This window comes from Variovorax sp. P4_B10, assembly GCF_056402375.1.
Genome location: NZ_JBFUHN010000063.1, coordinates 25,789 through 42,234 on the forward strand (window position 1 = coordinate 25,789; position 16,446 = coordinate 42,234).

Genomic DNA, 16,446 nt, shown 5'->3' on the forward strand with positions numbered 1-16,446 from the left:
GAACACGCTTGTCCATGGCAACCGATCCAAGCCCCGACTACCAAAGGCTCCTGGCAGATGCGCTGCGGCAGATCCGCAGCCTCAAGGCAGAGCAAGCGGCAGCGCGGTCTGCGCCGCCCGTGGCGGTGATCGGCCTGGGTTGCCGCTTCCCTGGCGGTGCCGTCTCGCCGGACACCTACTGGGCCATGCTGGAGGGCGGCGTGGACGGCATCGGCGTGTTGCCGGCCGACCGCTGGGATCAGACCGCCTTCTTCCGGGCCCTGGGTGTCGATGCGCCCGAGCGCCGCCGCGTCTACGGCGGTTTCCTGCCGGACGTGGGCGGATTCGATCCCGAGTTCTTCGGTATCTCGCCGCGCGAGGCGACGGCAATGGATCCGCAGCAGCGCCTGCTGCTGGAAGTTGCGCACGAGGCGCTGCAGCATGCCGGCATCCCTGTGGCCTCGCTGGCCGGCAGCGACACCGGCGTCTATGTCGGCATCCAGAGCCAGTCGAGCGACTATTTCTTCCTCCAGGCCAGCGATCCGGCCAGCGTCACGCCGCACAGCGCCACCGGCACCGCCCACAACGTGGCCGCCGGGCGCCTGGCCTATCTGTGGGATCTTCGCGGACCCGCCATGGCCCTGGACACCGCCTGCTCTTCGTCCCTGGTGGCGGTGCACCTGGCCTGCCAGGGACTTCGCAGCGGAGAGATGCGCATGGCGCTGGCCGGAGGCGTGAACCTGCGGCTGCTGCCGCTGTTTCCAACGGCGACCGCGCGCATGGGCGACTGGCCCGCCGACCATCGATGCAAAGCCTTCGATGCACGCGCGGACGGTGTCATCTCCGGCGAGGGCTGCGGCGTCGTGGTCCTGAAGCGGCTGGAGGATGCGCTGAAGGACGGCGACCCGGTGCATGCGGTCATCCTGGGGTCGGCCGCCAACCAGGACGGCGCCAGCCTCGGCCTTACCGCACCCAGTGCCTCTGCACAGAAGGAGGTGATCGCGAAGGCACTGGCGATGGCTGGCCGGCAGGGGACGGAGGTCGGCTATGTCGAGACGCACGGCACCGGCACCCCGCTGGGCGACCCGATCGAGGTCGAGGCGCTGGCCGAGGCGCTCGGCGGCCCGGACGCAGGTCCTTGCTGGTTGGGTGCAGTCAAGACCAATTTCGGCCACCTGGAGGGTGCCGCCGGCATCGCCGGACTGATCAAGGCCGTGCTGGCGATGCAACACGGCGCCATACCGCCGAACCTGCACTTCCAGGCGCCGAACCCGAACATCCCCTTGGGCAGCTCCCGCTTTCGCGTGCCGACGGCGGTCACGCCGTGGGCCGGGTCTCAACGACTGGCCGGCGTGAGCTCTTTCGGCTGGTCGGGCACCAACGCCCATGTGGTGCTGGCCGCTGCGCCTGTGCGTGCGGTGGAGGTGCAGGCCGAATCCGGACCGGTGCTGCTGCCGCTGTCGGCGCGCAGCCTGCCGGCGCTGCGCGCGCTGGTCGACCGCATGCGCAACCAGCTGTCGGCGATGGAGTCGCCGGCCGTCGCCGCGGCGGCGGTTGCCTACACCGCTTCCTGTCGGCGCGACCATCACCGCTTCCGCCTGGCGGTGGTGGGCACCGGTGCCGACGGTCTGGCGGCTGCGCTGGCGGAGGCCCAGCCGCAGGCCGAACCGGTGGCCGGCCCGCCCGGGCCGGTGGTGCATGTCTTCTCCGGCCAAGGCAATTTGTGGCACGGTGCCGCGGCCGGGCTGGCCGCGAGCGAGCCGATCTTTCGTGCGGCCCTGGAGGAGGCGGACGCCGCCGTGGCCCGTGCCTTCGGGCACGGCGTGGCGGCGCTGCTGCTGGAACGGCCGGATGGCGCGCCGGTGGCCGTGGACGATCCTGTCCAGGCCGCCGCCGGGCTGTTCGTCCTGCAGGTGGCGCTGGGCGCGCTGTACCGCCATTGGGGCGTGATGCCGGACATCGTGATCGGCCACAGCCTGGGTGAGGTGGCTGCGGCGCACGCCGCCGGTGCCCTCGGGCTGGATGCGGCCGCCCGCGTGGTGGCCGTGCGCACCCGGCTCGCCGCAGCCGCACCGGCCGGGGCGACGGCGGCGCTGGGGCTGGACGCCACAGCGGCCCACGCCGAGATCGCCCGGCTCGGGCTGCACCTGGCAATGGCGGCCTTCAACGGGCCGAGCGCCGTCGCGGTGTCCGGCGGCAGCGACGAGGTCGAGCGGCTGGTCGCAGACCTCACGGCGCGCGGCGTGCCCGCAGCGCGTCTGGCGGTGCCCATCGCCTTCCACGGTCCGCGCATGGCGGGGCCGGCTGCGGCACTGGCCGAAGCACTGGCGGACCTGGAGAGCGCCGCGCCGCGGTTGCAGATGATCTCTACCGTCACCGGTGCGCCGTTGGCCGCTGCGCCTGACGCTGCCTACTGGGGGCGCAACCTGYGGGAGCCGGTGGATTTCGCCGGTGCAGTCGGTCGTGTGCTGGCGGCGGACGGCCCTGCGCCGCTGTTCGTCGAGATCGGTCCCCATCCGGCGTTGTCCTCCGCCATCGCGCAGGCGGCAGCCGGGCTCGGTCGGGCGGCCGTGACGGTCCCGACGCTGCGCCGGGGTGCCAGCGATCGTGCCGCCGCGCTGGCGGCGCTGGGCCGCCTCTACCAGGGCGGGCATGACGGCATTCGGTGGGACCGCCTGTATCCGCAAGGCCGTGTCGCCGATCTGCCTCTCTATCCCTGGCAGCGTCAGCGGTTCTGGCATGCAGGCAGCGGCACTGCCGGCCCTGTTGCTGCGGCGCCTGTGCCGGTGCCGCTCTATCGCCCCACCTGGCTCGCCGCCGAAAGCCCGGTGGGCAGACATCAGCCCGTGGGCATGCGCGTGCGCGTGCTGGGCGACAGCGCGCAAGCCCGTGCGCTGGCCGCTGCGCTGGCGACGGTCGACGCGAACTCCAAAGCGGCGACAGGGAGCCCGCTGGTGCTGATCGCCGATGGCGCCGGATCGGCCACCGAATGTGTTGCATGGGCGGTCGAACTGCTGACCGGCACGTCGGGGCGGGTGCATCTGGTCACGGTCGGCGAAACGCCGGTGGGCGCAGCCCTGTGGGGCCTGCACCGCGGTTTTGCGGCCGAGCATCCCGAGCGCGCCGGGCATCGCCTGACGCTGGGCGTGGGCGCCGCAGCGGGCGCTGTTGCCGCCATCCTGGCGGAACCCGGCAGCGACGAGTTCCGCTGGGACGAAGGGGGGCTGAGTCGCCGCCGACTGATCGTGTGCGAGCCGGGCGCGACCGCGCCCGGCCTGCGCACCGACGGCACCTACCTCGTCACGGGCGGCAGTGGCGCGCTGGGCCAGGCGCTCGCGCGCTGGCTGGTCGGGCGCGGTGCCGGGCAGGTGGTGCTGCTGTCGCGGCGCCCCGCTCAGGCCGATGGCGACGCGCGGATCACCACGCTCGCCGCCGATTGCAGCGATGCCGCTGCCCTGTCCGCCGCGCTGGGTGATCTTCGTCGCCGGCTGCCGCCCTTGCGCGGGGTGATCCATGCGGCCGGCGTGCTGGACGATGGCATCCTTGCCGCGCAGACGCCTGCGCGCATCCACGCCGTGCTGGCGCCCAAGCTGGAGGGTGCGTTGTTGCTCGACGCGCTGACCGCTGACGACCCGCTGGACCTGTTCGTGTTGTGTTCGTCTCTCGCCGGCCTGCTGGGAGCGCCCGGGCAGGCGGTGTATGCCGCGGCCAACGCCGGGCTCGATGCCCTGGCGCAGGCGCGGCGCACGGCGGGGCGACCGGGGCTGTCCATGGCCTGRCCGGTGGTCGCCGGTCCCGGCATGGCCGAAGGGCATGGCGTTGCGGAACACGGTGGGACGCAACTCGGTCTTGAGGCCCTGAGTCCTGCGCAATGCATGGCGGCGCTGGAGCGCGCCCTGGTGCTGGCGGATACCGCGGTGGCGGTACCGCTCGCGGTGGATTGGCGCCGCTTCCGCGGCCTGCGCCGCGGCATGGCGCCAGCGCCTGTGATCCGCGGTCTGGTCCGTGACGACGCGCACCCGGACGACGTGCACCGCGCCGCATCGGCCGTCGTGGAGACCTCCCACCCACTGCGTGCCGAACTGTCCGCCTTGCCCGTCGCGGCGCGGCGCCCAGCCATCGAGCGGGCACTCGCCGGGATGGCTGCTCGCGTGCTGGCAGCGGATGGCGCGCAAGGCGGACCGGCCACGCCATTCGACATGGTGACGCCGCTGCTGCGCCAAGGGCTGGACTCCTTCTCGGCCATCGAGCTGCATCGACAGATCGACCTTGGCTTCGGCGTGGTGCTGCCACTGACCGCGTCGCTGGCCGGTGGCAGCATCGCGACCATGGCATCGGAACTGGAGGCGCTGTGGGCCCGAAGCCTCGAGCCCACCGATCGGTCGGCAGTGGCGGTGGACGCAGGGGATGCTGTCGATGCGGGCGCGTTGGCGCGCTGGATGGCCGAGCTCGACGCGCTGTCCGACGACGAGGCAGAGGCCATGCTCGCCGCAGCCTCGCGTGGAGGCACGGCATGACCGCACGTGCCGTTGGCCTGGTGGAGCAACTGTTCCTCGCGTTCGAGCGTTTCCGGCCGATGAATGTGGTGGTGTGCGCCCATCTTTCCACTCCACCTGATCTTGGCCGCCTGGCCGCGGCGGCCAGGGCCGCACAGGCGGCCCACCCGCTGCTGCGCGCGCGTCTGGACGCGCGGCTGGCCGGCGACCCGTGCTGGCGGACCGACGCCGCCGCGTTGCCGCTGCGGACGCGATGGCGCCAGTCCGACGACGATTGGTTGCGCGTGTCCGAGGAGGAGCTGATACAGCCCTTCGATCTGGCGAGCGGTCCGCTGTGCCGGATGACCGTTCTGCACGGCGATGGCGATGGCGCTGCCGATCTGCTGGTGACCTTCCACCACGCGATCGGTGATGCCCACGCGGGCATGCTGCTGTTGGCGGCGCTGCTCGCCGACGATGCGCTGCCGGCAGGTGCCCCGCAGGCGGGGCATTTCAACGACGTCCTGCCCATGGCCTACGAGCGTCGCGCTGCGGCGATCCTGCAAGTCATGCCGCCATCCGGGAATCTGCACGCCGGTACTTTGACCGCGGCGCAGTGGCAGCCGCGCTTGAGCCATCGCCGCCTGGATGCGCGAACCACCGCAGCGCTGGCAGCGCGCGCGCGCGCCGAAGGTGCCACGGTGCACGGCGCGCTGGCGGCAGCACTGCTGTTGGCCCAGGCGCGATGCGGTACGTTCGGTCTGAACTCGCCCGTCTCCGCACGCGAGATGCTGGGCGACCGCGATGCCTTCACGTTGTCGGTTGCCGATGTGACCACGACCCACCTGGTCGAGGCGAGCGCGTCGTTCTGGCCCTTGGCCGTGGCCGTCAGCGCTGCGGTGCGCGAGCGTGCCGCGCCGCAGCAGCTGCTGCCGGCCCAACTCGCTGCGCTGGGTTGGCTCGCCGGGGTTGGCCGTTTCGATGCGGTCACCGCCGACATCGACCGCTTTGCACCCGACAGGCTCGGCTTGACCAACCTTGGCAGGGTCGTCCTGCCAGGCATCACGGCACTCGACTTGGCGGTCGTTCCGCCCGCCACGCAAATGGTCCTCGCTGCCGTCACGAGCGGCGATGGCCGACTTGGCCTGACCCTCATACGCCCGGATCCCTGCATGAACGACCACGACGCCGAATCCTTGATGAATCGCCTGAGTACGCACCTGTCCGAGGCCGCGGACCCCGGTTCAGCGGGCGAGGCCCCGGTCCGCGTGCCCGCCGGCGTCGACCTGTCGACCCTGTCCCCGGCCAAGAGGCAATTGCTGCTGCTGCGGCTCCAGCAGCAGGGCCAGCCTCATTCGGTGGCCACCGCAAGTCGGTCGGCCGGCGCGACGGGTCATGGTCGCTCGCCGCTTTCCTACAACCAGCGTTCGATGTGGCTTCTGGCGCGGATGGCACCCGACAGCGCGGCCTACACGCTGCCCTACGTGGCTGCGCTCGACCCGCCGCTCGACCCGGTGACGCTGGATGCCGCTCTCGCACTGCTGCGTCGCCGCCACGATGTGCTCGATGCGCGCTTTCCGCTGATCGAGGGCGAGCCGATGCAGCAGTCGGCACCCGAACAGGCGCTCGAGGTCCGCCACGTCGACGCCGCCGGTTGGGACGACGAGGCCTTGCAGCGCGCCGTGGCCGAGGCCTACGCAAAGCCCTTCGACCTGGAGGCCGGTCTGGGCTGGCGTGTCGTCGTCTTCCGCCGCGATGCAGGTCGGCAGGTGCTGTTCCTGGCGTTGCACCACATCGTCATCGACTTCTGGTCGCTGGTGCTGCTGGTCGAGGACCTGCGCGCCTGCGTTGCTTCGCTTCAGCGGGGGGAGGCACCACCCTCGGCGCCCCCGAGGAGCTATGCGGACTTCACGGCGGCGCAACGTGCCTGGCTCTCCAGCCCCGCTGGCGTACAGGCGCGCGCGCACTGGCACCATCGACTGGCGGGCCCGCTGCCGGCATTGGACCTGCCGACCGACCGACCGCGTCCCCCGGTACAGGGCTTTCGCGGCAGTTCATTGCGTTTCCCGCTGGGGGCGGCGCTGAGTGCGAATGCATCTGCCGTGGCGCGCCAGCGCGGCGTCACCCTGTTCACCTTGCTGGCGGCGATTTGCCAGGTGCTGCTGCATCGCTGGAGCGGTGCCGACGACGTGCTGATCGGCACGCCAACGGCGGGGCGCGAGGGGGAGGTCTTCAGCGCCACGGTGGGTGATTTCATCAACCCCGTGGTGTTGCGCGCCGACTTCTCGGACAAGCCGACTTTCGCGGCGCATCTCGCCCGCACGGCGGTCGATGCCGCCTCGGCGCTGGTTCACCGTGCCTATCCCTTCCCCCTGCTGCTGCAGGAGATGGCAGTGCCGCGCGACCCCAGCCGCCCCCCGGTTTTCCAGGTCATGGTGGTGCTCCAGAACCAGTTGGACCACGCCGGTCGTCGTGCCGCACCGGCTGCCGGTGCGCCCACCTTCCATGGCCTCGACATCGCCGTGCAGGGCTCGCAGATGGACCTGAGCTTCGAATTCCAGCCGCAGGGGGGAGAAGAAGGAGAGGGGCTGGGCGCCGAGATCAAGTACGACAGCGACCTGTTCGATGCGGCCACGGTGGCACGCCTGCGCGACCACCTGCTCACCTTGCTTGCGGCCGCGCTCGCCGAACCGGACACACCGGTGGCCGCGCTGCCTCTGATGGACGGCGAGCAGCGCCACATGCTGCTGGAGACATGGAACGACACCCGGCGGCCTTGGCCGATACCGCATCCGTTGGCGCTGGTGCGCGCCCAGGTGCAGGTGAGACCGGATGCCATTGCCGTGTCCCATGGCGACGAGCAGCTCAGCTACGCCGCGCTCTGGGCGCACGCCGGGGGCCTGGCTGGCTGGCTGGCGGGCCAGGGCGTTGTGGCCGGTACCCGGGTGGGTGTCTGTCTGGGCCGCGATCCTGCGCTCGTGGCCGTGCTGTTGGCGGTGTGGCGCTGCGGTGCGGCCTACGTGCCGCTGGACCGGGAGCATCCGGCAGACCGGCTTACCGGCATCGTGGCCGATGCCGACTGCACCCTGGTGCTGATCGACGCCGGCAGCCGTGGCGTGCTCGCCGGTGTCGACTGCCGCCTGGTGGAGGTGCCGTCACCCTGGGTCGATGCAGGCGCGGAGGCGCCGAACGTCACGCAGGACACCGACCGACCGGCCTATGTGCTCTACACGTCCGGCACCACGGGACGTCCCAAGGGGGTCGTGGTCAACCATCACAGTCTCGGCAATTTCCTCGCGGCGATGCGCGACCTGCTGGAGCCCCGGCCGCAGGACTGCCTGCTTGCGGTGACCACTCTGGCCTTCGACATCGCGGGGCTCGAACTGTTTCTGCCGTTGTCCGTGGGCGCCCGTGTGGAGATCGCGTCGGCGGCGGAGAGCCGCGACGGCGTGCTGCTGGCACGCCGCCTGGCGGCCTGCGGCGCCACGCTGCTTCAGGCGACGCCGGCCGGCTGGCGCCTGCTGCTGGCGGCAGGATGGCAGCCCGATGCGAGGCTGACCATGCTGGTCGGCGGCGAGGCGCTGCCCCGTGACCTGGCCGACATGCTGCAGCCGGCGCCGGGGTGCGTGTTGTGGAACCTGTTCGGCCCGACCGAGACGACGATCTGGTCCACCGCGCATCGCGTGGAGCGGAGCGCACTGCCCGCAGGCTCCGTGCCGATCGGGCGACCGATCGGCAACACCCGTGTCTACGTGGTCGACCCGGAGGGACAGCCGGTGCCGATCGGTGTGGTGGGAGAGCTGCTGATCGGCGGGGCCGGCGTGGCGCAGGGCTACCACGGCCGGCCGGAGCTCAGCGCCGAGCGCTTCCAGGCCGACCCCTTCGCCTTGGGAGCGCGGGTCTACCGCACGGGCGACCTGGCGCGCTGGCGCGCCGACGGGGTGCTGATGTTTCACGGCCGCATGGACCATCAGGTCAAGTTGCGTGGCTTCCGCATCGAACTCGAGGAGATCGAGGCGGTGCTGGTCGAGCATCCCGCGGTACGCGAGGCCGTGGCCGCACTGCGCCCCGGCACAGGCCGCAGTGGCAGCCATGACGGGCACCTCGCTGCCTGGGTCGTGGCGGTACCGGGGGAGCCCGCACCGTCGGTGGAGGCGTTGCGCGGTCATTTGGCGGCCCGCTTGCCGCCCTACATGGTGCCTTCGGTTCTTTCCGTGCTGCCCGCCATGCCGCGCACGCCCAATGGCAAGATCGACCGCAAGGCGCTGCCCGACACGGTCCTCGCCCATCCCGGCGCAGCGACGGTGCCACGCACCGGGCTCGAGGATCGCATCGCTGCGCTCTGGCGCGAGGTGCTCGGACACGACGCAGTCGGCGTGCACGACAACTTCTTCGATCTGGGCGGGCATTCGCTGCTGCTGGCCCGGTTGCAGGCGCGCCTCAACGCTGAATGGGCCGAACGCCTGCCCCCGGGGGGCATCGCGATGACCGATCTGTTCCGCGACCCCACGGTCGCAGGCATGGCCGCACTGTTGGCCGGTGACGGCGGCAGCGCGCTCGATGGCCTGCAGGACCGTGCCGGGCTGCGGCGTGCGGCCCAAGCCAGGCAGGCGGGGCGGCGCCAGCCGGTGAGCCCGGCCGGAGACATCCCATGAGCGACCTCGGTACGCACAAGGACAGCGACGGCGATCACGCCGGGCGCATCGCCATCGTCGGCATGGCCGGCCGCTTTCCGAAGGCTGGCAGCGTCGAGACGCTCTGGCGCAACCTGCTGGACGGCGTCGACGGCATCACGACACTGAGCGATGCCGAGCTGGAGGCCGCTGGCGTGCCCGAGCGGGTTCGGCGTGACCCCGCTTTCGTACCGCGCCAGGGCGTGCTGGATGGCATCGAGCTTTTCGACGCAGGCTTCTTCGGCTATGGAAGCCAGGAGGCTGCCAGCCTCGATCCGCAGCACCGCGCCTTTCTGGAGGTGGCCTGGGAGGCGCTCGAGCACGCGGGGATCGATCCGGCCCGGCCGGCGGGGCCGATCGGCGTGTACGGCGGGTGCGGCGTGCCCACCTATCTGATGCACAACCTGCTGGGCGCCGCCATGGCGAACAGCGAGGACGCCGCGGCCGCTTTTGCGACGCTCATCGGCAACGACAAGGACTTCCTGGCGACGCGCGTGGCCTACAAGTTCGACCTGACAGGCCCCGCCGTGACCGTGCAGACCGCCTGCTCGACCTCGCTGGTGGCGGTGCACATGGCCTGCCAGGCACTGCTCTCGTACGAGTGCGATGCCGCGCTGGCCGGTGGCAGCAGCATCACCGTGCCGCACGGTGTCGGCTACCTCCATCAGGAAGGCATGATCCTGTCGCCCGACGGGCGTTGCCGGGCTTTCGACGCCGATGCCGGAGGAACAGTGTTCGGCAGCGGATGCGCCGCGGTGGTGCTCAAGCGTCTCGCCGATGCGCTGGCGGATGGCGATCAGATCGACGCCGTGATCCTCGGCACCGCCATCAACAACGACGGTGCCGCCAAGGCCGGCTACACCGCACCCGGCGTGTCCGGGCAGGCCAGAGTCATTGCGCTGGCGCAGGAGATGGCGGGCGTCGATCCGGCGCGCATCGGCTACATCGAGGCCCATGGCACCGGGACGCCCCTGGGCGACCCCATCGAGGTGGCGGCGCTGACGGAAGCCTTCCGCCGCGCCACCGACGCCGTCGGCTATTGCCGCCTGGGAACGCTCAAGAGCGCTGTTGGCCATCTCGATACCGCGGCGGGCGTCGCCGGACTGATCAAGGCGGCCCTCGCGGTGCGCGAAGGCGAGATCCCGCCGACGCAACACGTGGTGAGTCCGCACCCGGCGCTGGCCCTGGAAAGCTCGCCCTTTGTCCTGGCCGATCGGCGGCAGCCCTGGCCCGAGGTGGGTGGACCGCGGCTCGCCGGCGTGAGCGCCTTCGGCATCGGCGGCACCAACGCCCATGTGGTGCTGGGCGAGGCGCCCGCCCGCCGGGTGCCAGCGACAACGGAGGTTTGCGAGGGGCCGGCGATCCTGCTGCTGTCGGCGCGCTCCCCGGGCGCACTGGCGGGACTGGCCGGCCGGTATGCCGCATTCCTGAAGCGCTCGGAGGCTGCGCTGGCCGATGTCTGCGCTTCGTCCATGCATCGGCGTACCTTGCACAGATGGCGCCTTGCCGTCGCAGGCCGCACGCTGTCCGAGCTGGGGAGCTCGCTGGAGGCCGCGATGCCGACGCTGGCAACGGATTCGACGCTCGATGCCGAGCGCCTGGGCGGGACGCGGCGCACGGTGTTCGTCTTTCCTGGCCAGGGCTCGCAGTGGGTGGGCATGGGTCGAGAGCTGCTCGCCCGTGAGCCGGTGTTCCGCGAGGCCGTGGCGGCCTGCGCGCGCGCGCTGGCCCCGTGGATCACCTGGGATCTGGAAGCGACGCTGCGGGGGGAGGGGCCTGATGCGGCGCTCGAAGCGATCGACGTGGTGCAGCCGGCATTGTTTTCCATGCAGGTTGGACTCGCCGCGCTCTGGCGCAGCCGCGGCGTCGTGCCCGATACCGTCCTGGGGCATTCGATGGGGGAGGTCGCTGCAGCGGCAGTGGCCGGAGCCCTCAGCCTGGACGATGCCGCCCGTGTGATCGCGCTGCGCAGCGCGCTGCTGCGCACGGTCAGCGGCCATGCGGGCCACAGCCGCGGCGCCATGCTGGCGCTCGATCGGTCGCCGGACGAGGCACAGGAAGCATTGCGCGCGCTGGCCATCGACGCCATCGTGTCGGTTGCGGTGAGCAACGGCCCACGCACCTGCGTGCTCTCCGGCGATCGTGAAGCGCTGGAGCATCTCGCGACGACGCTGGAAGCCGCGGGCGCGGTGACCGCCTGGGTGAAGGTCGACGTGGCCTCGCACGGACCGCAGATGGATCCGCTGGAAACGCGCCTGCGCGCTGCGTTGGCGGGCATTCGGCCTCAAGTGCCCACGATACCGTTCTTCTCCACCGTCACTGGCGGCTGGGTCGGTGGTGCCGGGGTTGACCCGGACTACTGGTGGCGCAACCTGCGACATCAGGTGCGCTTTCACGAAGCGGTCGCCTCGCTGGCCGAGGCCGGCTCCGTCGTGTTCCTGGAACTCAGCCCGCACCCGCTGCTGGTGGAGCCCGTGCGTGCCGTCCTTTTGCACGGCGGCCGGGTCGGTCTCGCCCTTGGCACGCTGCAGCGCGATGCCGACCCCGTGCTGTCGATCGCAGAGGCGACYGGCCGCCTGTTCGCCGCTGGCCAGCCGGTGTCCCTCACCACCGGGCTGCCGGCACGCTGGTCCTATGTGCGCTTGCCATCCTATGCCTGGGAGCACAGCCGTCACTGGGTCGTGCCACCGGCGCGGGGCGTGCAACCTGGTGCGGCGCCCCTGTATGCCAACGCCGGCGACAGCGAGACCTCCGCGAGCGATCCTTTGCCGGATGCGCCGCAAGGCGACATCGAACGGCGGCTGGCACACCAATGGCGCGCGGTGATCGGCGCGATGCCCGCTGGCCGGCATGCCAGCTTCTTTCTCTCCGGCGGGCATTCGCTGATGGCGCTGGGGCTGCTGAAACGGGTGCGCGCGGAATTCGGCGTCACCCTGACCGTGCCGCAGTTCCTCCAGGCGCCGACCCTGGCGGCATTGGCCGGCCTGGTGGCAAGCGGGATGGATCGCACGGCTGCAAACGACGCGCCCCAAGCCCCGCCTTCCACGCTGCTGGCGATCCAGCCTGAAGGCGACCTGCCGCCGTTGTTCATGGCGACGCCGATCATGGGGACGGCCTTCCCCTACTTCCCGCTGGCCGCCATGCTGGGGGCGGGACAGCCCTTCTATGCGCTCGTTCCGCCGGGCATGCAGGACGGCGGGCCCACCCTGCCGAGCCTTGGCGCGCAGGCCGTCGCCTTCGCCGATGCCATCGAGGTGGCGCGGCCGGTGGGGCCGGTGTGCGTGGGTGGCTGGTCCTTCGGAGCGCCGGTTGCATTCGAGGTTGCGCGCGAGCTCGATCGGCGCGGCCGCACCGTTCTTGCAACGCTGCTCATCGACACGCCCGCGCAGATCGCGGGCCAGCTCCCCGGTCCGATCGAAGCCCTGCGCTTTCTGCTGGGCACCGTGCTGGGCAACATCGCCCCGTACGTGCGCGGCTACCTGAAGCTGCGCGGCAGGGCGGGTGCGGAAGGTCTGCTGGCCATGCTGCGGGTCTACGGCGCCAACGCAAGGGCGGCGATGGGCTATCGGCCGCAGCCATGGCGTGGCGCGGCCATCTTGATGCGCACGGCGAGCGCCGGCACCTCGGCCGACCGCACGGAAGACTGGGGCTGGTCCCAGTTGGCCCAAGGCGGCATCCAGGTGCTGCACATTCCCGGCAATCACATGACGCTGCTCCAGCCGCCCCACGTGGCTGCCGTGGCGGCGGTGATCGCCTCCACCCTTGCCGAGCAACAGCGCGTCGGTACGGGCCCTGTTGCTGCGCTGTATCCGAAGGAATTGTCGTGATCCATACCGAATCGGGAGGCCAGATCCCCAACGATCCTGCCACCATCATGCGTCTCCTCGCCGAGGCGACACCTCAGAACCCTGCACCCGGTTTCATGAAGTCGGCCTTGACGGGTGTCTTCCGATGGGACCTGGTGCAGCCTTTCCCGATCCAGGATGCGGAAGACCGGCTCGCAGGCGATCTGCTGCTTCAGCGCCAGACCGAATTCCTGCTTGCCTACATCGATCCCACCCGGGTCGATGCCACCGGGCATCTGCCGCCAGACTTCGTCGCGCTGGTGCGCGATGCAGGTCTGCAGAAGCTCATGTTGCCGGTCGCATTGGGCGGCGATGGCGTCTCGCCGCTCAACATGGCCAGGTTCACGGAGTTGACGGCGAGCTGGTGCCCCGCCGTGGCGATGTCTCTCTCCGTCAACAACTACCTTGGGGCACCCGCCTATGCGTCCTGGATGAGCGATCCGAGCGCCATGCAGGAAGTTGCCGACCTGGTGAAAGCGGGCGCCATTTCGGCGCTGGCCGCCGTCGAACTGCAGGGCGCGTCCAATCCGATCTTCCAGACCACTGCACTTCCCAGCGCCGACGGGACCCAGTTCGTGATCAACGGGGCCAAGTGCTACATAGGCAATGGGCCGATTGCAGACCTGCTCGTGCTGCCATGCACGACCTTCTCCGAAGGCACGCACGGTGCCATCGGCATCTCGGTGTTCATCGTGGACACGCGCCATCCTGGTTTTCGCGTCGCGAGCCAGCAGTCCTACATGGGGCTGCGGGGGCTGGCCAGTGCAACCCTGGAGTTCACGGACTTCGTGGTTCCGGCTTCCCGCATGGTCGGCGAGTTCGGCAAGGGCCTGGACGTGGTCATGGCCATCCAGCAGCCCAATCGCATGTTCATCAATGCCCTCGCCCTGGCTGCGTCCAAGCTCTGCCTGACGTGGTTGCGCGATTTCAGCAACCGGCTCTACATGGAGCAACCGCTCAGCACCTATGCGGCGACGCAGTCGACGCTGGCCGAGGTCGCCGCCAGCATCTTTGCGCAGGAGAGCGTGATGCGCTGGACGACGCTGACCCAGGCCGAAGGCCAGCGTGACCTGTGGAGCGAGTGGTCGGCCATGAAGCCATGGGGCAGCGACGCGGTGTGGGGCGTGATCGACAGCACCATGAGCCTGATCGCGGGGCGTGGCTACGAGACGGCTGTGTCGCTGGCCCGGCGTGGTGTCGTGCCGTACCCGGTGGAACGTTTCTATCGGGACATGCGTGTCCTGCGGATCTTCGGAACCACCAACGAACTGCTGACCATGAACCTGGGTCTTTCAGCCGTGATGGCGATCGCGAAGGGCGGCACGCCTGTGCAGGCGCCGGTTCCTCCCACGCAGTCCCTGTCGCCGGTCAACCGCGCGCACCTCGAGGCCGCGGCCGTCCTGACCACCCGCATCTCGCAGGCCGCGCAGGCCTTGATCGAACGCAGCGGCGGTCTCATGGCCGCTGCTGCGCAGCAACCTGCCCTGGTGGAGATCGGGCGTGCGCTGTGCTTGCTCTGGGCCCAGGCGGTGACCTTGTCCCGGGTGGAGAGCGAGGCGTCCGTTGCCGGAGACGAGGGTGCTCAGATGCAGGCGCTGGCCGACCTGTACTGCCGCGATGCGGCGAGCCGCGCATCGTCCGCACTGGAAACCGCGTCACAGTACCAGCCCGAGCCCGCCGCTTCGGTCAGCACGCAGGTGATGGCCGGTTCGCTGCAATGGCTGACCGCGGACGTGATCACCGAGATTCCGCCCGCGTGATGCCGGTAGAGAGTCAGGTGGACCTGTGGCTCTGCGACCTGGACGATCTCGACCGGGTCGAACTGCAACGCCACGCCGTGCTTCTCGATGAGGGCGAGATCGTGCGCTGGCAGCGCTATGTCCGTCAGGAGGATCGCGACCGCTTCCTGGCCGGCAGGGCACTCACGCGCCGGGTGCTCGCCGAGTGCCTCGGTGTGCCGCCGGCAGCGCTCGCGTTTTCCGCAGGACCACAGGGCCGCCCCTGTCTCGTCGCGCCTGCGACGACCGAGGGCGCGACGGGGAACATGAACCCGTTGCACTTCAACCTGTCCCATTCGGGTGCGATCGTGGCGTTGGCGCTCGCGTGCGAGCCGGGCGTCGGCGTGGATGTCGAGGCGATGCATCGCGCCACGGACATCCATGGCATTGCGCAGAGCGTGTTCACGTCGTCGGAGCAGGCCCTGCTGGCAGCAGTTCCCGGGCCGGAACAGCAGCCGTGTTTCTTCAGGTTGTGGACGTTGAAGGAGGCGTACAGCAAGGCCCTGGGCATGGGCTTTGCCATGGACTTCCAGTCATTCGCCGTGGCGCTGGAGCCGCATGACCGGGCGCGGCTGGTGCTTGCAGCCGACGAAGAGGCGAGGGCATGGACACTGCTTTGTCTTCCCGTACGGGCTGGCTATGCCCTCGGTCTTGCGGTCCGGTCGTGCGGTCGACCGGTCGACCTGCGAGGCCCCTTCGACGGCAGCGCATTGCTGCGGCGCAGTTCCGGTGCGGACCCGTAGAATCGGGCCGTTCGCAAATCACGGTTGCGGCTTGGTGGCTGACGCAGCCGACGTTCGACTTCATTTTCTACATAGGCGACACCATGCTCGTTTCAGAGACTTTGCACGACAACATCGTGATCGTCGATATCTTGGGTCGAGTCGACAGCACCACATGTGAAGAAGTAGAGGCTGTGCTGATCGAGCATGCGAAGCGGGCAGACTGTCGTTTGCTGATCGACCTCCAGCAGGTGGCCTACATGAGCAGCGCAGGCCTGCGGACGTTCCTGAAATGCGCCAAGGCCATCAAGATCTCGCAAGGGCGTCTTGTTCTCTCGTCGATGAACGAGAACGTGTTCCAGATCTTCGAGTTGAGCGGTTTCACCAAGCTCTTTCAGTTCGCCCAAACGCGCGCGGACGGGGTCAAGTTGCTGACCTGATCGCGAGCGGAAGGCACCGCCGCACGCATCGTTGAGCAGCGAGACGCAGAAGTAGAGCTACTGCTCTCCACGATCAGCAACGACCGCAAGCTGTCTGCGCCCCGACCATAGGCTGCACGTTGCCAATGGATTGGGGCGGCCGCTTCGCATTCAGATGATGAACCACAAAGCGAAGAACACAAGCAAATACGAAGACACCAAGAGCTGAGCGAACTGTTTGGCCATGTGCGTTCTCCAGTGAGGTGGACAACCGGCGCCGCTTGTTTGCCTGTCTTGGGCAAAGCGTTTCGCCGTGAAGTCACTGTAGAAATTGCGCCGCATGCGCGCATGAGCGGTACGCACCTTTTTCCGAGGAGACAAATGCCCCGCTCCCTCACTGCTGCCCATGACAAAGCGCCTGCTAGAGGCCGGAATGAATGGAGTCGGAAGATCGACCTTCTACGCTCTGCCACCTTGACGGCATCGGCATCACATCGGCAGCGGCGGCGGGATGCGGGATGCGGATACTCAGCGAGCCGCGCGATGTAGGTGAGC

The 16,446-nt window shown here is 69.9% G+C and carries 6 protein-coding genes; all 6 read left to right on the forward strand.

Annotated elements, in window-relative coordinates:
- The first annotated feature begins 14 nt into the window (after positions 1 to 14).
- The 6 genes from AC1DXX_RS24490 (at position 15) to AC1DXX_RS24515 (ending at position 15,912) form a co-directional block, all read left to right on the forward strand.
- A complete protein-coding gene (locus AC1DXX_RS24490; protein ID WP_478136813.1) occupies positions 15 to 4,496 on the forward strand; it encodes a type I polyketide synthase in 4,482 nt (1,493 codons plus the stop codon).
- A 320-nt stretch (positions 4,497 to 4,816) separates the two neighbouring features.
- Positions 4,817 to 9,109 carry a non-ribosomal peptide synthetase gene (locus AC1DXX_RS24495; protein ID WP_478136814.1) on the forward strand — a complete coding sequence of 1,431 codons (4,293 nt, stop codon included), beginning with the start codon at positions 4,817 to 4,819 and terminating at the stop codon, positions 9,107 to 9,109.
- Positions 9,106 to 12,954, forward strand: a complete 3,849-nt coding sequence (locus AC1DXX_RS24500; protein ID WP_478136815.1) for a type I polyketide synthase — start codon at positions 9,106 to 9,108, stop codon at positions 12,952 to 12,954. The genes AC1DXX_RS24495 and AC1DXX_RS24500 overlap by 4 nt, the downstream gene beginning before the upstream one ends.
- Positions 12,951 to 14,732: an acyl-CoA dehydrogenase family protein gene (locus AC1DXX_RS24505; RefSeq protein ID WP_478136816.1), complete on the forward strand. Its 1,782-nt coding sequence runs from the start codon at positions 12,951 to 12,953 to the stop codon at positions 14,730 to 14,732. Before AC1DXX_RS24500 ends, AC1DXX_RS24505 begins: the two co-directional genes overlap by 4 nt.
- Positions 14,733 to 14,749: 17 nt before the next feature.
- Complete coding sequence (locus AC1DXX_RS24510; protein WP_478136817.1) at positions 14,750 to 15,493, forward strand: 4'-phosphopantetheinyl transferase family protein; 744 nt, start codon at positions 14,750 to 14,752, stop codon at positions 15,491 to 15,493.
- Positions 15,494 to 15,576: 83 nt separating this feature from the next.
- Positions 15,577 to 15,912 (forward strand): STAS domain-containing protein, encoded by a 336-nt coding sequence (locus tag AC1DXX_RS24515; protein WP_478136818.1) that lies wholly within the window; start codon positions 15,577 to 15,579, stop codon positions 15,910 to 15,912.
- Positions 15,913 to 16,446 lie beyond the last annotated feature (534 nt).

Excerpts from the sequence above, each read along its gene's own strand:
- AC1DXX_RS24515 (WP_478136818.1), top strand. The coding sequence starts at position 15,577 with ATGCTCGTTTCAGAGACTTTGCACGACAACATCGTGATCGTCGATATC.
- AC1DXX_RS24495 (WP_478136814.1), top strand. The coding sequence starts at position 4,817 with ATGACCGTTCTGCACGGCGATGGCGATGGCGCTGCCGATCTGCTGGTG.